Genomic DNA, 19,130 nt, shown 5'->3' with positions numbered 1-19,130 from the left:
CTATGAACACGTTCCTCAAGCCGAACACCGACGAGTCGGTGTTCGGGGCAGTGCAGTTGGGCTACCCGGTGGTGGAGTCGCAGCGGTTTGCCGATTGGCGGCGCTTCGGGGCAGATGCGATCGGGCTGCACGTCGATCAGCTCACCGAGGACGTGCTGCGGTTCCGGATCGACGACCGGGAGTGCCGGTTCCTGATCCAGCGAGGTCCGGCCGAGGACCTGATGGCCGTTGGCTGGCAGATCGCCGATCACGAGACGTTCGACCGGATCGTGAAGAGGGTGACCGAGCGCGGGGTACCCATCGCCGAAAGCACTCCAGAAGAGGCCGCCCTGCGCGGCGTCGAAAGGTTGTGGCGGTTTGCGGGCCCCAAGGGGATCGTCCGAGAGATCTTCACGACCGCCACCACGACGGCCAAGCCGCTGCACATGCTCAACTCCGGCTTTGTCACCGGCGGTGGCGGGATGGGACACATCGCGATCACCTCACGCGACCCCCTTGGTATCCACGGCTACTACAGCACCGTCTTCGACTCACGACTCTCGGACTACATCGACGAGAACATCAGCGGATTGACGCTGAAGATCCGGTTCCTGCGCGTGAACGAGCGGCACCACTCCGTGGCCGTCGCCAACATCCGGGGCCTTAAGATCGACCCGATCCGCACCCGGGTCCAGCACGTCAACATTCAGGCGTCGTCCCTCGAGGACATCACCGACAGCTACCAGCGTGTGCGCGAGCACGGATTCTCGATGGCCCGGTCGATCGGGCAACACACCAACGACAAAGAGCTGTCGTACTACTGCGTCACTCCGTCTGGGTTCGAACTCGAGGTCGGTTGGAACCCCATCGTGCTCACCCCCGAGCTCGAGGCTGCACGGCAGGTCGCCACCCATCAAGGCATCAGCATCTGGGGCCACAAGCCCGTCGACCCCGGCATCTTCGACAAACTCGGCCAGCTCCGCCAGGGCCGCGCTCAACGCCCGCCAATCCGAAATTGCAGTACCTGAACTTTCCGGAGCATCCTCATGAACCAATACGACGTTGCCGTTGTCGGCCTTGGACCCACCGGCCTCACCCTCGCCCACCTCCTCGGACGCCGCGGCCTCAGCGTGCTGCTCCTTGAGCGGGAGCCTGAGTTCTATGGCAACGCGCGCCGTCTACACCGACGACGAGGCGCTGCGCGTCTTCCAGACCGCCGGCGTTGCCGACGAGATCCATGCCGACATGAACGTCGACTCGACCGTGCAGTGGGTCAAGGCCAACGGTGACGTGCTGGTCCAGTTCCGCACCCCCAAGCGGCCGCTGTGGTGGCCGGTGACCAACTTCCTGTACCAGCCCTATCTGGAGACGAAGCTCGAGTCGCTGCTCGAGCGCTACCCCGCCGTCGAAGTACGCCGCGGTCGCGAACTGATCAGCTTCGACCGGGACGCCGACGGCGTGAGCCTCGTGCACGCACCGTCGACCGGCAGCGGCTACGGCAAGCGCGAGAACACTCTCGACAACAGCACCCGAGAGACCGTGCGGGCGTCGTACCTCGTCGGCGCCGATGGCGGCCGCAGTGTCGTCCGCACCCAACTCGGCATCGAAATGGTCGGCAAGAGCTACCCGGAGCGGTGGCTGGTGGTCGATCTCGCAGCGAAGGACGGGGTCGACGCGTTTCGACACCTCCCGTACTTCGACTTCATCTGCAACCCGCAGATGCCAACCGTCAGCTGCCCGCAGCCGGGGGCCATCACCGCTTCGAGTTCGCCCTCACCGACAGCGACGACAAGGCCGAGTTCGAGTCCGACGAGACCGTGCTGCGCCTGATCGGCCAGTACGTCGACGTGGACGAGGTCGAGGTGAAGCGGCAACTCGTCTACACCTTCAACGCCGTCGTTGCGGACCGGTGGCGTGAAGCCCGGGTCTTGCTCGCTGGTGATGCCGCACACATGACGCCCCAGTTCATCGGCCGGGGCATGAACGCCGGTGTCCGCGACGCTGACAACCTGTCGTGGAAACTGGAGGCGATCTTGCGTCACGGGGCCGACCCCGTGATCTTGGACAGCTTCGAGACTGAACGCCGGCCGCACGCCAAGGCGATGATCGACCTCTCGGTCTTCAACAAGGCTCTTGTCTCGGTCAAGAATCCGGCCCGCGCCAAGGCCCGCGATCTTGCCCTGACCACGGGCTTGCACACTCCGGGAGTTGGTGGCTGGCTGCGTCGGGCCGGGATGAAGCCGAAGCCTCGGCTGAAGAAAGGCGGATACGTCGGCCTTCCGCGCGGTCTGCGCGGCGTTGAGGGTTCGCTGTTCCCCCAGCCGATGGTCCGTCAGTACGACGGCCGCCCGGTGCGCTTCGACGATGCCGTCGGCATCGGCTGGACTGTCATCGGGATCGGTGTCGACCCCCGTGAGCGCCTCGCGGCCGGTCTCGATACCCGGCAGTCGGTGGGGGCCACATTCGTGACCGCCTTCGCCCCGGGCACCCGTCCGCAGGGCGCGATCGGTGATGGGCGTCGCCGCAGTGGCCTCGTCGATCTTGAAGACACCACTGGGGAGTTGACCCACTGGCTGCGCAAGGCCGGTGTGCGGGAAGGCGCGGTCGTAGTGCTTCGCCCGGACAAGTACGTCTTCGGGATCGCCCGGCACGACGCCTCAGAACTCACCGGCGCCCCGGTCGATCAACTCGGCCTGCCCGCGGCGTCCACGAGTTCGGTCGCGGAAGCCAGCTGATGGCGACTCCCGGACGTATCGACGTCCACCACCACCTCGTACCCCCGGCGTACGCCGATTTCCTGCGTGAGCGCGGAGTCCGCCCCGGTGGGGTCGAGGTGCCTCGGTGGAGCCCCGAGGCGTCGCTCAAGGTGATGCGGCGCAACGGCATCGCCTCCAGCGTGCTGTCCCTGTCGACGCCCGGAGCCTGGTTCGGGGACCGGGGCGAGGCTCGGCGCCCGGCACGCGAGGTCAACGACTACGCCGCCGGCGTGGTCGCGGACCACCCGACCAAGTTCGGGTTCTTCGCGACCCTGACCCTGCCGGATGTAGCCGGCGCGATCAGCGAAGCCGAGTACGCCCTCGACGTCCTCGGTGCCGACGGCGTCGTGCTGCTCTCCAACAGCGCCAACACGTACGTCTACGACCCCGCCTTCGCTCCCCTATTGGCCTTTCTTCACGAACGCCGCGCGGTGGCCTTCCTCCACCCCCGGCGAACTACCCGCCGAGCCCGCTCCCGGCATCCCCTCGTTCACCGCCGACTTCCTCCTCGACACCGTCCGCGCGGCCACGGGTCTGGTGCTCTCAGGCGCCTTGGAGAAGTACGACGGAATCCGGTGGATCCTCGCCCACGCCGGCGGCTTCCTCCCCTACATCTCCCACCGCGTGCTGCTGACCATGCTCCGCGGTGAGCAGAAGCTGTCCCGGGCCCGCGCAATGATCGACCGAAAGCGAGAGGTGGAGAAGAGAATGGCGCTGCTGCGCCGGTTCTACTTCGACATCGCGCTGTCGTCGAGCCCCATGGCGTTGCCCAGCCTGCTGGCCTTCGCCGAACCGGGCCGCGTGCTCTACGGCTCCGACTTCCCCTTCGCGCCCGCACCCGCCGTTCGCTTCATGCGCCGGGAGTACGACGACGTACCTCTCGAGGAAGCCGTACGAACCGCCATCGACCACCGCAACGCCACCGCGCTCTTCCCCCGCTTCGCCCCCTCACAGATCGGACACGCATCATGAGCACACCCTTCAGCCGCCGCAGCCTCCTCGGCGCAGGCGCTGCCGGCGTCGCCGCGATCTCGATGCCCGGCGTCGCCAGCGCCACGACCGCCCCGCCGGGCAGGTACCGCGTCGACGTGCACTGCCACCACATCCCCGACTTCTACCGGCTCTCGCTCGCCGAGCACGGCGTCGTGACCGCCGGTGGGATCCCGATCCCCGCTTGGTCACCGGCCCCGGCCGTGAAGTTCATGAACGACTACGGCATCGCCGCGCAGGTGGTGTCGATCTCCGAGCCGGGCGTGACCTACCTGCCGACCGCCGCCGAGCGGAAGTCGATGGCGCGCAAGATCAACGACTGGACGCGCGACACCCTGATCACCACGACGAACCCGACGCTGGCCAAGCGATTCGGCGGGTTCGCCGTGCTCCCCGTTGGGCGACCCCAACGACCCCGTCGATCTGGCGAACGCGTGTGCCGAAGCGGTGCGCGCGATCAAGGTCCTCGGCCTCGACGGCATCGGGGTGTTCAGCCACTACAACGGCGTCTACCTCGGGGACCCGCGGCTCGAGCCGCTGATGGCGACGCTCAACAGCCTCGGAGCGATGGTTTTCCTACACCCGGTCACGCCGGCGGCCTACCCCGACCTGAAGCTGCCGACGTTCCTCTACGAGTTCCCATTCGACACCACCCGGGCCGCGGTAAACATGACCTATCACCGGGTGTTCACCCGCTACCCGATGGTGCGCTGGTTGCTTGCCCATGCCGGCGGCACGCTGCCCTACCTCGCCTACCGGACCTCGCTGCTGCAACTCACCACCGCAGTCGGCCAGAACCTCGGCCTGACGAACTTCAACAAGCAGAACCTCGACTACGGCCGCCTGTTCTACGACACCGCACTGTCGCCGGCGCCGAGCGCGATGATGTCGGTACGCGAGGTCGCGCCGGTCTCGCACGTCATGTTCGCCACCGATTGGCCGTTCTCCGGCCCCGTCTTCGTGGTTCCCGGCGACCCGGCCCCGCAACTCCTCGAATCCTTCAACGACACCGAACTGCGCCGAGTGCTGCGGAGCAATGCGCTGGCCCAATTTCCCCGGCTGAAGCGGAGACTGGCGTCATGACCGCCGCCCCTGCCGTGACCGCGGCCGCAGCCCGCATCACCACGGCGTACGCCGAGGGCGTGCCGTGCGCACCGGTGCGCGACCTGATCGGCAGCACGGACGTCGACGCTGCCTACGCGGCACAACTCCCGGTGAACCGGGCCCGCACCCGGGCCGCGCGCGCGTGGTCGGCCGCAAGATCGGCCTCACCTCCGAGGCCGTCCAGAGACAGCTGGGAGTCGACATCCCCGACTTCGGCGTGTTGTTCGACGACATGGCGTACGCCGACGGCGCGGCCGTGCCGATGAGCCGGCTGCTCCAGCCGAAGGTCGAGGCCGAACTGGCCTTCGTGCTTGCGACCGACCTCGATGGCGACCTCTCCCCCGCCACCATCCGCGCTGCCGTCGACCACGCCGTCGTGGCGCTCGAGATCGTGGACAGTCGGATCGCGGGCTGGGACATCTCCTACGCCGACACCGTCGCGGACAACGCCTCCAGCGGGCTGTTCGTGCTCGGCAGCACCCGGCTGGACCTCGCCGACTTCGAGCCACGCGACACGACCATGTCGATGACGCTCAACAACGAGGTCGTCTCCACCGGATCCGGAACCGCCTGCCTCGGCGACCCGCTGAACGCGCTGCTGTGGCTCGCCCGCGCGGGCCCGGGAGTACGGCGAACCGCTCCGCGCCGGGCAGGTGATCCTGTCGGGCGCGCTCGGCCCGATGGCACCCGTGCGCGCCGGAGACCACGTGACCACCACCTTGACCACAGCCGAGCGGGAGCTCGGCACCGTCGAGGTTCATTTCGGGGAGACCACTGATGAGCAAGACCAAGGTGGCCGTCATCGGCTCGGGCAACATCGGCACCGATCTGATGATCAAGGTGCTCCGCCTCTCAGAGACCCTCGAAATGGGCGCGATGGTCGGCATCGACCCCGACTCCGACGGTCTCGCCCGAGCAACACGGTTCGGCGTCCCGACCACCCACGAAGGCGTCGACGGGCTGATCGCGTTGCCCGGCTTCGAGGACATCGACATCGTCTTCGACGCCACCTCAGCCGCGGCACACGAGACCAACGCGGCGAAGCTGGCGCCGTACGGCAAGACGATGGTGGACCTCACCCCCGCCGCGATCGGGCCGTTCGTCGTACCCGCAGTGAACCTCGACGAGCACCGCGACGCGACCAACGTCAACATGGTCACCTGCGGCGGCCGGGCCACCATCCCGGTGGTCGCGGCCATCTCCCGGGTCACTGAGGTGCCGTACGCCGAGATCGTCGCCTCGATCGCCTCGAAGTCAGCCGGACCGGGCACCCGGGCCAATATCGACGAGTTCACCGAGACCACAGCGCACGCGATCGAGCAGGTCGGTGGCGCGACCCACGGCAAGGCGATCATCATCCTCAACCCCGCCGAACCACCGATGATCATGCGCGACACCGTGCTCGCGCTCTTCCACGATCCGCACCTGTCGCTGCAGGACGAGATCGTCGCCTCGATCGAGAAGATGGTCGCCGACGTCGCGGCCTACGTCCCCGGCTACCGGCTCAAGCAGGCGGTGCAGTTCACGCAGGTCCCGGCCGATGCGCCGGTGCACACGTTGACCGGCGGTGCGCCGGTGAGCCACCGTGTATCGGTGTTCCTCGAGGTCGAGGGCGCTGCGCACTACCTCCCGGCGTACGCCGGCAACCTCGACATCATGACCAGCGCGGCCCTCCGCGTCGCCGAGCAACTAGCTGCCAGCAAGGAGAGCGTGCGATGACCACCTCGACAACCAAGGTGTTCCTCCGGGACGTCACCCTGCGTGACGGCATGCATGCCCTGCGGCACCGGGTCACCCCGGAGAACGTCGGCCGGATCGTAGCCGCGATCGACGCAGCCGGTGTCGACGCGCTCGAGGTCGCCCACGGCGATGGCCCGGGCGGCGGATCACTGAACTACGGGCCCGGATCGCATACCGACTGGGAGTGGCTGGAGGTGGCCGCAGCCAACCTCACCAACGCCCGGTTGACCACACTGATCCTCCCCGGCATCGGCACGGTCCACGACCTGAAGCGCGCCTTCGAAATCGGCGTCCGCTCGGTCCGCGTTGCGACACACTGCAGCGAGGCCGACGTCTCGGCCGAGCACATCGGCGTCGCCCGCGAGCTGGGCATGGACGTGTCCGGTTTCCTGATGATGGGCCACCTCGCCGAACCGCAGGCGCTCGCGCAACAGGCCAAGCTGATGGAGTCCTACGGCGCCAACTGCGTCTACGTCGTGGACTCCGGCGGTCGTCTGACCATGGATGGGATCCGGGACCGGGTGCGCGCCTACCACGACGTGCTCTCCCCCGACACCGAGCTCGGGGTTCACGCCCACCAGAACCTGTCCCTCGCCGTGGCCAACAGCATGGTCGCGGTCGAGGAGGGTGTCCTCCGCGTCGACGCCTCGCTCGCAGGCCTCGGCGCGGGGGCCGGCAACTGCCCGATCGAGCCGTTCGTGGCGGCGGCCACGTTGCAGGGCTGGTCTCACAACGCCGACCTACACGCGCTCCGGGACGCGGCCGACGACCCGGTCCGGCCACTCATGGAACAGCCAGTCCGGGTGGACCGGGAGACCCTCACTCTCGGGTACGCCGGCGTCTACTCCAGCTTCCTGCGACACGCCCAGGGCTGCGTCGGCGACGTACGGCGTAGATGTCCGGGCCCTGCTGACCGAAGCCGGCAGACGCAAGCTGATCGGCGGCCGGGGAGGACATGCTCGTGGACATCGCACTCGACCTCGCCCGGGCCACAGCAGGCCAGTCGTGAGCGAGCTCGAGGACGTCGAGTCGCTCGCCGACGCTGTCCTCGGCGCGATCGAGGAGGACCTCGCCCCTCACCCAGCAGCGGGCCTGCCCGACGCGCTGGTGACCGCTGTGTCGGTGCTCCAGAAGCTCGGCATCGACTGGGTCCGCCGCTATCACCGGCTCGACCTCTCCGGCGAGCTCGAGGCCCCTGAGGAACCCGTGCTGTTCGTGGCCAATCACGGCTTCGGCGGGATCTTCGACCTCAACGTCTTCGCCATCCCGGCGACCTTCGACGCCTTGAAGCTCGATCGGCCAGTCACAATGTTGACCCACCAGATCGCTCTGGACCCCGGGAGTCGGCAAGCTGCTCGAACCCATCGGTGCTCGGCCCGCGAGCATGGAATCGGCCACGCAGGGCTTCGCCGAGGGCCAGCACGTGCTCGTCCTCCCGGGCGGCGACCTCGAGCGTTCAAGGGGTTCGCGGACCGCGACAAGATCGTCTTCAGCGGCCGATCCGGCTTCGCCCAGTTGGCCATGGACGCCGGAGTCTCGATCGTGCCCATCGTGACCGCCGGTGCCGGTGAGTCACTGATGGTGCTCTCCGACGGCCAGCGATTGGCCCGTGCCCTCAGGCTCGACAAAACCCTGCGACTGAAAGCGCTACCGGTATCGGTGTCGCTGCCCCGGGGCCTCAACGTCGGCGGTGTCGGACTGCTGCCCTACCTGCCACTTCCCACCAAGCTGGCCACACGCGTGCTCCCGGCAATGACCGCGGTGCCCGAGGAGTCCGCAGCCGACTTCGCGGCACGCGTCGAATCCGAGATGCAACAGGCCTTGACCGCACTCGCTAAGGCACGACGATGACCGCAACCGATGCTCACAAACCCTTGGCCATCGATGGCAGACGGGTTGCAGTTCAAATCGTGAGACGTGCCCGGAAGAATTTCGGGCACTGGTTGTCACCCGTTGTCTGCTGACGTCCTGCACTGTCCTCGAACGGTTCGCAGCAGTCGAAGTCGAGGCTGAATTGGTGGTTGACACCCGGCGCCGCCGAGGCGCACCTTCGATGTATGACCTCTCGGGCTCGTGGCACGCATAGGGCGTTGTTCACGGCCGTGCCGACCCGAGGCTCGATCGTGCGAAGCCCACGGCCCCGGGGACTCCCCGGGACCGGACGACGCGGTGCCGAGGACTGATCGGAGTCGGGTAACGAGTCGGCCGCCGTGCGCGCCACGGAGACCGCACGGTGGTGCCGATTCGGCACCACCGTCAGCAACACTGCAGGTCACACGGTGCCGGACAGTGTCCGGCACCGCTGTCACGAATCCGCAGGTCACGCGGTGGTGCACCGGGTGCACAGCCGCAGCGTCCTCGCGGATCGCACGGTCCCGCCGAATCGGCGGCACCGGCGCCGCCCAACTCAGGAGTGACCGGTTCCGCGCCGGACGCGGCACCGTGCTAGATGAAGCTTCGCCAGAGTGACCGGTTCCGCACCCGGTGCGGAACCGTGTTCGGCTGAATGCCGCGGGGAAGCGGTCGACGCCTCAGCGGGCTCGGGATCACAGCTGAAGGCCGGGGCCTCGAGCCGTCGCTGGCGCGAAGCGATCCCTGGACGTCGAGCCTGCGAACCGCTGAGGCAGCTCGAGCCCGATCGAGTCGCTGGCTATCGGTGGCTGGCTCCGCACCGAGCGCTGGAATCGAGGTAATCCCGTGCCGGTCGCGGAAGGCGGCGATGGTCACGAGTGCCTTGCCCCATTCCTCCGCCTCGCGCCGATCGACGGGCCGCTCCCCGAGTCTGTGCACCCAGCTCGTCTTGTCCTGAACTGCGTCCTTCGCCGGGGCGTGAGCGCGTTGTTCGATGAGGTCGCGACGTTCATCAAGGGCCGCGCGCATGTCGGGTGCCATCGGGCCGAGCGCTTCGGGGATGAGGCCGACGATGAGCTTGGCCGGCCGTCGACCCCGGCTGGTCCCGGCGGGCTTGGTTGCGAGCGCGAGCCGGTGGCGGAGCACCGCTGCGACGTCCTCGGCATCTCCGAGTCCGTATCGGTCGACGGCCGCTGGGAGCAGCCGTTCGATGTCGTGACCGTTGGCTTCGGCACGTCGCAGTTCCGCGGCGAGTGGGCCGGAACGCTTCAGACTCGATCGCGGCGTCGGCCTCATCTGGGGTCAGCGGGCAGGAGCGGATCAACATTGCCCAGCGGTCCCGTTGTGCGGCAGCTGCGATGGTCTCGTACTCGGCCGCGAGTTGGGCGATCGATGTCCACGCAGTCTGCTCGGTCGTGATCATCTGGTGCGCCGACAGTTCGGCACCACTGTTGGCGAGGACACCAACCAGAACCGACCTGGCGGTCCCACCTTCTCCGTCTGCCCCGTGGTTGTCGTCGGCCGTGTCGAGGATGACGTAGGCGTGGTTGTGCTCCCGGCCGCGCGTCATGGCGACGTACAGGTTTTCCCTCGTGGTGGTGTCGAACACGACGACATGCGCGGTATCGACGGTGAGGCCTTGGGCGCGGTGTGCGGTGATGGCGTAACCGAGGTCGACGTGGTCGGCGACGTATCCGGCGGGCAGGACGACGGCGCCGCCGTGCTTCTTGCCTTGCCGGCGTACGACGATGGAGCCGTCGTCGCGGACGTCGGCGACAGTCCAGCGATCGCCATTGCGGACCCAGCCAGCACGGAGCGTGCGGAGCCGGCGGTCGTTCTTGCGGGTGATGACCCAGTCGCCTACCGAGGCGCGGGGTGCCGTCGATCAGTGGGACCTCTGGGCCTGCGGGGATCTTCCCGGTCTCGAGGCGTTCGGCTCGGGCTCGGGCGTTGAGCTCGACCACGGCCTTGGTGTTGTCGGTGACCGGGACGCTCGCCTTCCCGGCTTCAGTGTCGTCGCGCCACGCTTGGTAGGCGGCTTCGATCATGGCTGCGGTGTCGCCGCCGGTGACCCGCTCGCGGGTGAGGTACGTGTCGACTGCCTCGGGGTGACCGTGGCGTAGGTCGAGGGAGGCACCCTTCTCCCACTCGTGGGTGAAGCGGTGGATGTCAACGAGCTCGGCCGCGTCGTCTCGGGCGTCGGCGAGCATCGCGAACGCTCCCCCGGCTTCGACGGACTGGAGTTGTGCCCAGTCGCCGACGAGCAGCACCTTGGCGCCGGCTTCGGCGGCGTGGGCGGTGATCCGGTCAAGGCTGAACGTTCCGGCGAGCGTGGCCTCGTCGATGATGACGAGTTGGCCGCGCTGGAAGCGGGAGCCGCCGCGCTCGTGTTGGTAAAGCCATTTGGCGGTGTTCTCGCACGCGATGCCGAGATCGTCGGCGAGGACACGGGCTGCGGCGGCACTCGGTGCGAGACCGACGACGGCGCCTCGTCCATGCTGCTGGGTCCGGGCCCGCTGGAGGGCACCCATGGCGGTGGTTTTGCCTGCTCCGGCCGGGCCGATGAGCACGTCGACCTGACGCCCGGAGACGGCGACCTTGGCGATCCCTTGGGCCTGCTCGGGGCTGAGCCGGTGACCCTTGACGGGTTGCCCGGCGATGGTGTCGACGATTTCGATGTCGACGGTAGGGGCGCTCATGGTGTCCGCGCGCTGGAGGAGTCTGTCCTCGGCGGCGAGCAATTGCTCGGACGAGAACACGACCGAGTGCTTGGGCCGGAAGGTGCTGGTGCCGTCGGCCCGCAGGAACGGCTCGGGGGTCGTGGCCAGCTCCGGTGGGGTGAGGCGCAGGGAGCCGAGCTCGGCGGCGTCCACGACCGGGCCGGTGACGGCCTCTCGGTCGGTGGTGGTGGCGAAGCGCCAACCGATGGTCTGGCGGGAGGCTTCGGCGTGCAGGTTCGCTCGGCGCCGGGTGGCGCGCTTCTCCCCCACCGTGGCAACGACATCTCGGCCGACCTGCTCGATCATGTCGAGAGGGATGTCGTCGGCGCGCAGCAGCCGCCTCGGAGGGGTTTGCCGTCAGGCGTCGGGCCCAGTGGTGGCATCCTCGCCGACGTTGCGGGCGGCGCGACGTCGCCACATGGTGGTGAGGTCGGCCAGTGAGTGGATTTGCTTCTCGGGCCGGTGGGCGAGGTTGGCTCGTTGGCGCAGCTTCATGATCGTGGCCGGGCGGGGACGTCGGCCGTGGTTGGCGACGTACTCCTCGATGAGTCGGTCGGTCTCGGTGTTGATGTCGTGGGAGCGGCTGGAGAACTGTTCGGTCAGCGACTGCGGCACGCCTGTGATCTCCCGGGGCGGGGTTGCAGTCGCGTCCGCGAGGTCGTCGTTCCCAGTCGACGCCGAGGGCGCGGGTGAGGTGGTCGCTGAAGATCGCTTCGTGGAGTTCGGACGCGGCGACCGTCCGGGCGTGTAGCGGGGCGCCGTCGATGGTGCGCCATTGGCCGTCGCGGGTGGCCTTGACCCGATTACTGATCACCACGTGGGTGTGCAGATGTGGGTCGTTGGCGCGGGAGGCGTAGTGGTCGAACGCGGTCGCGATGACCCCGGTGACGTCGAGCTGCGCGACACCGCCCTTGGGTCCCTTGGCGCCGCCGCGGGTGGCGATGACTTCCCGTTCCGGGAAGGCGATGGCATCGGCGACGGCGGTGTGGTGGGCGTCGGTGATGATCGCTTGCGTCCCAGCGTCGGAGACTCCCCACAGCACACTGGCCGACTTCGGGATCGAGAACGTTAGGTCGTAGCCGGCGACCGGGTGTCGACGCTTGCCGTCCTCGGGCACCTTGTACGTCCGGTATCGGCGGCCGAGATCCACACCCGTCACCGGGTGCTTGGCCTCACCGATCAGCAGGCGGAGTTCCTCCTCGGTCACTTCGTCGCCGACCTTGAGGTGGCTGTCCGGGCTCGCGATCCCGGAGCCCATCCACCTTCCGGGCGGGGTGCCGTGCTCGGTGTAGTAGCGGGTCAGCGGCGTCGAGAGTGACCGGTCCCCGTCTCCTACGGCCACCGTGCGCAGGAAGTACTCGTAGCCCTTGCCGGCGCTCATCTTGCTGATCGTCACGGTCATCGCGACCACCTCCTGTCAGGAGGTAGGTGCGCTCGACCGCCCGGCGCTCGGGGCCGTCAGACCTCAGTTGCAAGAGGCGTGAAGGGGAAATTGAGGCGAGGAAATTGAGTGGGGAGAAGGCGAAAGATGAAGAAGAATTCGAGGAGGAGAAGAAGGCGGGAGGGGACGGTAGAGGGCAGGTAGAGGCGAAGGGTAAGTGGGAACAGCGGTGGTCAAGGGCTGGCTGGTCGACCTGATCAGGCGATTTGGTAAGTCTCGTCGCCTACCCGGACCTCGACGCGAAGGGTCCCGCCGAGCGCGTCGGCGTAACGACGCAGCGTGTCGACCTTGGTCCGGTCGACATCGCCACTTTCGATCTCCGAGACCCGCTTCTGGCTGATCGCAAGCGTCTGGGCGACCTCGGTCTGGGTCATCGCCATCATTTCGCGCAGCTCACGCAGTCGATAGGCGCGGACCTCAGCCAGCATCCGCTCCATGTGGCGCGCCTGCGCCTCAGGGTTGCCGGGGCGTTCCTTGAGGAACTCCTGGTACGTCTTCGCCATCTCACTGCCAACCTTTCTCATCTCGCAGCTTCTGCAAGTGTTCGTCGTACCGGTCGTCGGCGACCGGCAAGTTCTTGCGGTACCACTTCACCCACGCCCCGTGCTTGTCGCCGGCGAGCAGCATGATGCCGCGGCGTCTGGGGTCGAAGGCGAACAAGATCCGCACCTCGCTCCGGCCAGCCGAGCCCGGCCGGAGTTCCTTCATGTTCTTGTGTCTGGATCCGACGATCGAGTCAACCAATGGCCTCCCGAGCCCGGGACCGTGATTCCCGAGGACCCTGATCGCGGCCATGACACGGTCGTAGGTGTCGTCGTCGATGTCACGCAACCAGTCCTCGATCAGCTCAACGTCGACCTCCCACACGCCACGAGTATACGCTTTTCCTTCTATACCGTAAAGGGTATGTGAATCGGGCTTCTCTTCGTTCACGACTGTGGCTTCACTTGCGTCGGGGCAAGCGACTCAAGGATCTCCGCCGTCACCGGGTTCACCTTCTCGTCGGGTTCGATGTAGTGCTCCTTGGTGATTTTCGAGGAGGTGTGCCCGAGCATCTCTGCGGCCGGGTCTGCTCCACCTGCCCTGTCGAGCACAGTCGCGACGGTTCGTCGGAACGAGTGCGGAGTGACCCCTTCAATGCCCGCTTCGTCCCGGGACCGCACGGAGCCTGCGGCGGATGTTGTTGGTCGTCAGCGGTGTGCCGTTGCGGCTGAAGAAGATCAGGTGCTCGGGATCTGCGGAAGCGATCTTCACCAAGCTGGCGCGCAGCGCCTCGGCGGTGAACGACGGCACCGACACCGTCCCGGTCGACTTCATCGTCTTGGGATGGGCTTGGCGGTGAGTCGGTTTGCCGGCCGGGGACACGATCGTTCCGCACAACCGGACCGTCGCCGGCGACCTCGTGACGTCGACGTCGCACCTGCGAATCGCGAGGACTTCTCCGATCCGAGCCGAGGTGCCGAGCATGACCTCGATGACCTGCTCCAGTTGCCCGTCGGGTGGTGGGCCGGCGAGGCCGGGGGCCGCGTCGCCAGCCGCGTACTGCCGCACGGATTGCGTCGACGGCCGATGGTCAGCGCCATCGCCTGCGACGGTGGCTTGCGCAGGCGCGCTGTGTCGCGCACCGGGTTCTTCTTCGCAATCGCGTCGTATCGGACCGCGAGTCCGAACGCGAGGCTGAGCACCGTTCTTGCCTGCTTGGCCATGCTGTAGCTCTTCGTCATGGCGAGCGTCTTGATGAACCGGTCGACCTTGCTCACCGTGATCTCGCGCAGTGTGAAGTCGTCAAAAGCCGGCTGGACCGGGTGGCGCATGTTGCGCTCGTAGAGAGCCCGGGTGCTCGGCGCCAGCTTGCCCTCAAGATCCAGATCCGCGAGCCAGAGCTCGATGAGTCTGGTGAAGGATGTGTCGGCCGTCAGCTCGCCCGACGAACGGTAGGAGGAGCGATCTGCCACGACCTTCTTGAGGTTGCGCTCGGCCTCCCGCCTTGTCGAACCGGTCGCGGACACTCGACGTACCTTGCCGTCGTCGTCCCGGTAGCGCGTGCGGGCGCGGATCTGGCCGCCCGCCGCCTTGACGTACGAGATGTCACCGAAGGTGCCGATCGGCGTGCGCGGCCTAGCCATGAGCCGTCACGCTCCCTCGGGCGCGCGGCCCGGCTCCTGTTCGCGCTGGCTGGCCAGCCGGGCGTGGACGTCGCTGACGAAGTAGCGCAGTTGGCGGCCGACATGGACGGCGCAAGGACCCTTGCCGGTGAGGCGCCAGTCGTACAGCGTCCTGACCGGCACGTGGAGGTACTCGGAGAGTTCCTCGATGCTCAGCAGCGGCTCCGGGCCGCTCAACGTGGTTGTGGTGGTCTCCATACCCCGTAGGTGTGCAGAGACCTCCGCACGACTCCCGCACCGCACGGGGCGGACCCGCACTCGATCCGCAGATCGGCTGCCCAGAGGGTTTCTGGACCGAGTATTCGGACAGTAAGTGGACACTGGATCAAATCTCTAAATGCTTTCAGGCTCGGAATCCGTAGATTCCGAGCCTGAATTTTGTAGCGGGGGCAGGATTTGAACCTGCGACCTCTGGGTTATGAGCCCAGCGAGCTACCGAGCTGCTCCACCCCGCGCCGGTGAACAAAACCTTACGCGATGGTCGGCGACGAACCCAAATCGGGGTTACTCACCAACGTCCGAGAGCCGGATCCACTGGGTGATCAGGTCACGTCCCTGTTCCATCAGACGCGCCCAGCCGACCGTGTTGCCGTTGGCCCTGGGCCCGGTCGGCGGCGGCGAACTTCGCCTCGGCACGGGCCAGCAGCGAGCGGATCTGGTCGTCGACCGGAACCCGACGGCTCGGGCTCCGCCTGCCCTGTCTCGGGGTCCGGCTCCGGCTCGGTCTCGGGAACGGGCGTGGGGGCATCGGCGGAGACGCCGAGCACGTCGGCGATGGCCTCGCGCAGCGTCGTACCGACGCCGATGCGGTCGCCATAGGAGACGAGCACGAACCGCAGGATCGGGAAGTTGGACGCGGCGTCGCCGGAGCGTCGGGTGTAGACCGGCTGGACGTACATCAGCCCGTCGCCCACCGGCAGCGTCAGCAGATTTCCGTAGATCGGGTCCACACCGCCCTGCGTGAAACCGAGAAGCTCCTCGCGGACCCCGTCATCGGTCTGCAGCAGGTTGGCGATCTGCCCCGGCCCGTCCGTGCGTTCGTCGGGCAGCTCCAGCACCGAGATCTTGCCGTAGTCGTCCGAGGTCGCGTCACTGTTGACCGACACGAACGACGCCAGGTTGCTCTTCTCCCGCGGCACGTAGACCGAGGTGAGCGCCCGAGTGTTGTCCAGGGAACAGCCGGTACGGCGGTTGCTTGGTCGTCTTGTCCTGCGGATCGGCCGGGACGTCCCAGCGGTTGGCGCCGTCGTACCAGTCGTTGGGGTTGGTGATGTGGTAGCGCGAACTGGTGGCGCTGCACCTTGAACAGGTCGTCGGGGTAGCGCAGGTGCGACATCAGCGACTCGGGGATGTCCGCCTTCGGCTCGACGACGTCGGGGAAGACCTCGCTCCACGCCCGGAGGATGGGGTCCTCCTCGTCCCGAGGCGTAGATGTGCACGGTGCCGTCGTAGGCATCGACGGTCGCCTTGACCGCGTTGCGCATGTAGTTGATCTCGTCGGTCGGCAACGTCTGGAAGCCGGGCGTATCGGTGAGCGAGTCCTCGGTCATCTCCTCCAGCGACTCGCGCTGCGACAGCGGGAACCGGTCGGTGACGGTGTATCCGTCGAGGATCCACTGGATCCGGCCGTCGATGACGGCCGGGTAGGGGTCCGAGTCGACCGTCAGCCACGGCGCGACCTTCTCGACCATGGTCCTCGGATTGCGGTCGTAGAGGATCTTGCTGTTCTCGTGCACGCGTCCTGCGAGCACCGGGTTGGGCTCGCTGAACTTCACCGCGTAGAGCAGCTTGTCGACGATGTTGTCGATCGGCACGCCGCCCGATCCGTCGTAGGTCGTGGCCTGGTTCTCGTCGTCCCGCTCACCCTTGGGCAGGTCGAGCTCGACCGAGTTCTCGCCTTCTCGCTTGCCCACGATCGAGTAGTTCGGGCTGGTCTCCCCCGAAGTAGACGCGCGACTCGTAGCCCTCGTCCGTCAGGTTGGTCAACGCACTCTCGTCGGTCTCCCCGGCCCTCGGCCCACTCGATGGTGCCCGACTGCTCGTCGTCGTCGCCCGGACGCTGATTGGCGTACGCCGCGATGACCCCGTTGCCGTGGGTGTAGACCGTGTGCAGGTTGGCCCAGTTCTTGTCGGAGTCCGCAAGACCGGCACGGTCGAGCTCGCGCACGCCCGGGACCATCGCGCGGTCAGTGCCGTCGATCTCGTAGCGGTCGACGTCGAGCACCTTCGACACGGAGTAGTAGGCGCGCACCTGCTGCTCCTGCTCGAACGTCTGGCTGACGATCTTGGGGTCCACGAGCGGCACCGACGACGAGGCGGCGTCCGGGGCCGCGAGGTCGTCGCTGGTGTCGGGCTCGGAGGAGTACGGCGCCACCTCGATCTCGTCGAGGTTGTAGGCCAGCCGGGTCGCATCGATGTTCGCTTTGGATGTAGGGCCCCTCCTTGTCCGGCACGTTGGGGCTGACACGGAACTGCTGCACCACGCCGGGCACGATCAGCCCGAGCAGCACCGCGGACAGCGCGAGCAGGGCGATGCCCATCGACGGAAGCAGCCGGGTGCGGCGCCAGATGTTGAGGAAGAACAGCACGGCGCAGATCAGCGCGATCCCGGTCAGGATCTCCTTGGCCGGCAACACCGCCTTGTCGTCGGTGTAGCCCATGCCGGTGAACAGCGAGCCGGAGCCGGTGACCGGGTCGAAGCGGTCGAGCCAGTAGTCCGCGCCCTTGGCGAGGACGAAGACGCCGAGCAGTGCGGAGATGTGCACCTGCGCGGCACCGCTGAGCCGGTCGCGTGCGACGGAGAGGCGGATGCCGCCGTACAGGTAGTGCACGAGCGCCGCGGCCATCAGGCTGATCACGGCCACGGCCATCACGAAGTCGGTGAGGTAGTGCCACCACGGCAGCTCGAAGACGTAGAAGCCGGCGTCGCGCTGGAAGTAGGGGTCGGTGTGGCCGAACGGGGAGGAGTGCTGCCACAGGGAGTAGGCGCGCCACTGTCCGGCCGCCGAGGCGCCGGCGAAGATGCCCATCAACGCCGAGACACCACCGAACAACCAGCCCATGACCGGGGTGACGGCGTCGCGATAGCGAGCCGAGTTGGGGTCACCCCCGGCGATCAGGAGCGGCCGCGCGCGATAGGCGAGGGCGAGGTTGAGCGCGACGACGGCCGCCATCACGCCGCCGAAGACGAGGAACAGCCCGATCCGGGTCCACAGCAGCGTCTGGAAGACGGAGCCGAAGCCGACCGACTTGAACCACAGCCGCTCGGTCCAGAACGACGAGAAACCGGTGAGGCCGAGGAACAGCACGACGATCACCGCCGCGGTGATGATCAGCGTGCGCGAGCGACCCGGCCGCCCAGAGCTCGGCGGCTCCTCCCGGCGCTCGGACTCGGCGTCGAACATCCCGCTCACAATTCCTCCAGAGTGCTTCGCAACAGCTCGAGCAGCCCGGGGACCAGCTCAGTGCCGTCGACGACCGACTGGTCGTCATCGTGGGCCCGCAGGCGCAGGGCACAGTACGTCGCACCCCGCGCGCGTGGCGCCGGCGACGATGCGGACTTCCCGGCGCAGCGGGTGGTTGCTGGCGAACTCCTCGGCGGCAGCGGGGTCGTCGGGGATCTCCGCGTCCACACCCGGCGGCAGCACGAGCCTCTCCACGACCGCGGCACAGCCGGACACCTCGGCCGGCCACACGATCGTCTCGAGCGTGACCTCCGAGCGGCTGGTCGGGCAGTGCGTCCTGCTCGACCGGCGTGAAGGAACCCTCTTCGGCAGCAGCGTCGAGGCCCATCTGCGAGGCCGGGGTCGGCTCCTGCGCGACGATCCGCGCGGTGTCGACCCGGGGCGTAGAGGCGGGCCGGCTGGTCCCAGCCGGCCTCGGCGATGTGGGACTCGATCTCGAGGACCGCGGCCGCCGGGGCCGGGTCCTGCGGGAGGGAGATCTCGCTCATGCGGCGTCCTTCGTCATGCGGGGTCCTCACAGGTCGGCAGGGTGGCATCGTGGTCGTCGGCCCGGGCGCTGATCGCCTCGACGGCGTCGTGCATGGTCTCGACCCGCACCGGGCGCATCTCGCCGGTGTCGAGATCGATCGTGTCGGAGCAGTTGTCGGCCGCCACCATGAAGAGCCGGGCGCCGGCCGCCTCGGCGCCGGCGATCTTCTGCGCGATGCCGCCGATCGGGCCGGTCCGTCCGTCGGCGTCGATGGTGCCGCTGCCGGCGACCACTTCTCCCCGCTCAACGAGCCGGGGGTGAGGGTGTCGTAGATGGCGAGCGAGAACATCAGTCCGGCGCTCGGCCCGCCGATGTTCTCCCCGATGTCGACGGAGACGTCGAACGGGAACGTGAATCCCGGGCCCGGGGTGATCCCGATCCGCTTGTCGCC

At 67.7% G+C, this 19,130-nt stretch carries 19 protein-coding genes, 1 tRNA gene and 7 pseudogenes; 10 read left to right on the top strand and 17 right to left on the bottom strand.

The genetic code is table 11. The annotated features are described in order from the left end of the window. Positions 1 to 2 precede the first annotated feature (2 nt). From LP418_RS19400 to LP418_RS19355, 10 genes and pseudogenes are all read left to right on the top strand, one after another. Complete coding sequence (locus LP418_RS19400; RefSeq protein ID WP_257953293.1) at positions 3 to 1,007, top strand: VOC family protein; 1,005 nt, start codon at positions 3 to 5, stop codon at positions 1,005 to 1,007. An 18-nt stretch (positions 1,008 to 1,025) separates the two neighbouring features. After that, a pseudogene (locus tag LP418_RS19395) lies at positions 1,026 to 1,809 on the top strand (FAD-dependent monooxygenase). Next, complete coding sequence (locus tag LP418_RS19390; RefSeq protein WP_257953291.1) at positions 1,797 to 2,714, top strand: FAD-dependent monooxygenase; 918 nt, start codon at positions 1,797 to 1,799, stop codon at positions 2,712 to 2,714. The pseudogene LP418_RS19395 and the gene LP418_RS19390 overlap by 13 nt, the downstream one beginning before the upstream one ends. Further along, on the top strand, positions 2,714 to 3,385 hold the full coding sequence (locus LP418_RS19385; RefSeq protein ID WP_257953290.1) for an amidohydrolase family protein: 672 nt from the start codon (positions 2,714 to 2,716) through the stop codon (positions 3,383 to 3,385). Before LP418_RS19390 ends, LP418_RS19385 begins: the two co-directional genes overlap by 1 nt. Next, positions 3,273 to 3,707: an amidohydrolase gene (locus LP418_RS19380; protein WP_257953289.1), complete on the top strand. Its 435-nt coding sequence runs from the start codon at positions 3,273 to 3,275 to the stop codon at positions 3,705 to 3,707. Before LP418_RS19385 ends, LP418_RS19380 begins: the two co-directional genes overlap by 113 nt. Before the next feature lie 414 nt (positions 3,708 to 4,121). Beyond that, a complete protein-coding gene (locus LP418_RS19375; protein WP_336275765.1) occupies positions 4,122 to 4,808 on the top strand; it encodes an amidohydrolase family protein in 687 nt (228 codons plus the stop codon). A 64-nt stretch (positions 4,809 to 4,872) separates the two neighbouring features. Further along, a complete protein-coding gene (locus tag LP418_RS19370) occupies positions 4,873 to 5,607 on the top strand; it encodes a 2-keto-4-pentenoate hydratase (RefSeq protein ID WP_272496282.1) in 735 nt (244 codons plus the stop codon). Next, entirely contained in the window at positions 5,607 to 6,548 is a 942-nt protein-coding gene (locus LP418_RS19365; RefSeq protein WP_257953287.1) for an acetaldehyde dehydrogenase (acetylating), read from the top strand. The genes LP418_RS19370 and LP418_RS19365 overlap by 1 nt, the downstream gene beginning before the upstream one ends. Then, positions 6,545 to 7,408 (top strand): annotated as a pseudogene (gene dmpG / locus LP418_RS19360) (4-hydroxy-2-oxovalerate aldolase); the annotation flags it as partial. The gene LP418_RS19365 and the pseudogene dmpG, both read left to right, overlap by 4 nt. 166 nt (positions 7,409 to 7,574) lie before the next feature. Beyond that, positions 7,575 to 8,420: a hypothetical protein gene (locus LP418_RS19355; RefSeq protein WP_257957276.1), complete on the top strand. Its 846-nt coding sequence runs from the start codon at positions 7,575 to 7,577 to the stop codon at positions 8,418 to 8,420. Positions 8,421 to 9,432: 1,012 nt separating this feature from the next. Here LP418_RS19355 and LP418_RS33900 read toward each other — a convergent pair. The 17 genes and pseudogenes from LP418_RS33900 to LP418_RS19280 all read right to left on the bottom strand — a co-directional run bounded on the left by LP418_RS33900 (position 9,433) and on the right by LP418_RS19280 (position 18,405). Further along, complete coding sequence (locus tag LP418_RS33900; protein ID WP_442940287.1) at positions 9,433 to 10,080, bottom strand: C-terminal helicase domain-containing protein; 648 nt, start codon at positions 10,078 to 10,080, stop codon at positions 9,433 to 9,435. A gap of 457 nt (positions 10,081 to 10,537) precedes the next feature. Then, a pseudogene (locus LP418_RS33895) lies at positions 10,538 to 11,119 on the bottom strand (AAA family ATPase); the annotation flags it as partial. 378 nt (positions 11,120 to 11,497) lie between these two features. After that, positions 11,498 to 11,755: a relaxase domain-containing protein gene (locus LP418_RS33890; RefSeq protein ID WP_442939958.1), complete on the bottom strand. Its 258-nt coding sequence runs from the start codon at positions 11,753 to 11,755 to the stop codon at positions 11,498 to 11,500. Positions 11,756 to 11,849: 94 nt separating this feature from the next. Next, a pseudogene (mobF, locus tag LP418_RS19340) lies at positions 11,850 to 12,521 on the bottom strand (MobF family relaxase); the annotation flags it as partial. 257 nt (positions 12,522 to 12,778) lie between these two features. Then, a complete protein-coding gene (locus LP418_RS19335; protein ID WP_257953285.1) occupies positions 12,779 to 13,084 on the bottom strand; it encodes a helix-turn-helix domain-containing protein in 306 nt (101 codons plus the stop codon). A 1-nt stretch (position 13,085) separates the two neighbouring features. Further along, on the bottom strand, positions 13,086 to 13,514 hold the full coding sequence (locus LP418_RS19330) for a type II toxin-antitoxin system RelE/ParE family toxin (protein ID WP_257953284.1): 429 nt from the start codon (positions 13,512 to 13,514) through the stop codon (positions 13,086 to 13,088). After that, positions 13,511 to 13,744, bottom strand: a complete 234-nt coding sequence (locus LP418_RS19325; RefSeq protein ID WP_336275764.1) for a tyrosine-type recombinase/integrase — start codon at positions 13,742 to 13,744, stop codon at positions 13,511 to 13,513. Before LP418_RS19325 ends, LP418_RS19330 begins: the two co-directional genes overlap by 4 nt. Then, entirely contained in the window at positions 13,716 to 13,898 is a 183-nt protein-coding gene (locus LP418_RS33885) for a hypothetical protein (RefSeq protein ID WP_442939957.1), read from the bottom strand. Before LP418_RS33885 ends, LP418_RS19325 begins: the two co-directional genes overlap by 29 nt. After that, positions 13,895 to 14,707 carry an N-terminal phage integrase SAM-like domain-containing protein gene (locus LP418_RS19315; RefSeq protein ID WP_257953282.1) on the bottom strand — a complete coding sequence of 271 codons (813 nt, stop codon included), beginning with the start codon at positions 14,705 to 14,707 and terminating at the stop codon, positions 13,895 to 13,897. Before LP418_RS19315 ends, LP418_RS33885 begins: the two co-directional genes overlap by 4 nt. 6 nt (positions 14,708 to 14,713) lie before the next feature. Further along, positions 14,714 to 14,944 (bottom strand): helix-turn-helix domain-containing protein, encoded by a 231-nt coding sequence (locus tag LP418_RS19310; RefSeq protein ID WP_257953281.1) that lies wholly within the window; start codon positions 14,942 to 14,944, stop codon positions 14,714 to 14,716. Positions 14,945 to 15,127: 183 nt separating this feature from the next. Continuing rightward, a tRNA-Met gene (locus tag LP418_RS19305) sits at positions 15,128 to 15,201 on the bottom strand. Positions 15,202 to 15,309: 108 nt separating this feature from the next. Continuing rightward, entirely contained in the window at positions 15,310 to 15,918 is a 609-nt protein-coding gene (locus LP418_RS19300) for a UPF0182 family protein (protein WP_442940286.1), read from the bottom strand. Between the two features lie 158 nt (positions 15,919 to 16,076). Further along, positions 16,077 to 16,202 (bottom strand): annotated as a pseudogene (locus LP418_RS33880) (UPF0182 family protein); the annotation flags it as partial. Between the two features lie 25 nt (positions 16,203 to 16,227). Beyond that, a pseudogene (locus LP418_RS19295) lies at positions 16,228 to 16,626 on the bottom strand (UPF0182 family protein); the annotation flags it as partial. After that, entirely contained in the window at positions 16,518 to 17,120 is a 603-nt protein-coding gene (locus tag LP418_RS19290) for a UPF0182 family protein (RefSeq protein WP_257953280.1), read from the bottom strand. The gene LP418_RS19290 and the pseudogene LP418_RS19295, both read right to left, overlap by 109 nt. A gap of 67 nt (positions 17,121 to 17,187) precedes the next feature. Continuing rightward, positions 17,188 to 18,150, bottom strand: a pseudogene (locus LP418_RS19285) (UPF0182 family protein); the annotation flags it as partial. 84 nt (positions 18,151 to 18,234) lie between these two features. Continuing rightward, positions 18,235 to 18,405, bottom strand: a complete 171-nt coding sequence (locus tag LP418_RS19280; RefSeq protein WP_257957103.1) for a hypothetical protein — start codon at positions 18,403 to 18,405, stop codon at positions 18,235 to 18,237. Positions 18,406 to 19,130 lie beyond the last annotated feature (725 nt).

It is taken from the genome of Nocardioides sp. B-3, from assembly GCF_024703895.1.
In the GTDB taxonomy this organism is placed as follows: Bacteria; Actinomycetota; Actinomycetes; order Propionibacteriales; family Nocardioidaceae; genus Nocardioides.
This window is presented reverse-complemented; position numbering and strand designations above follow the sequence as displayed.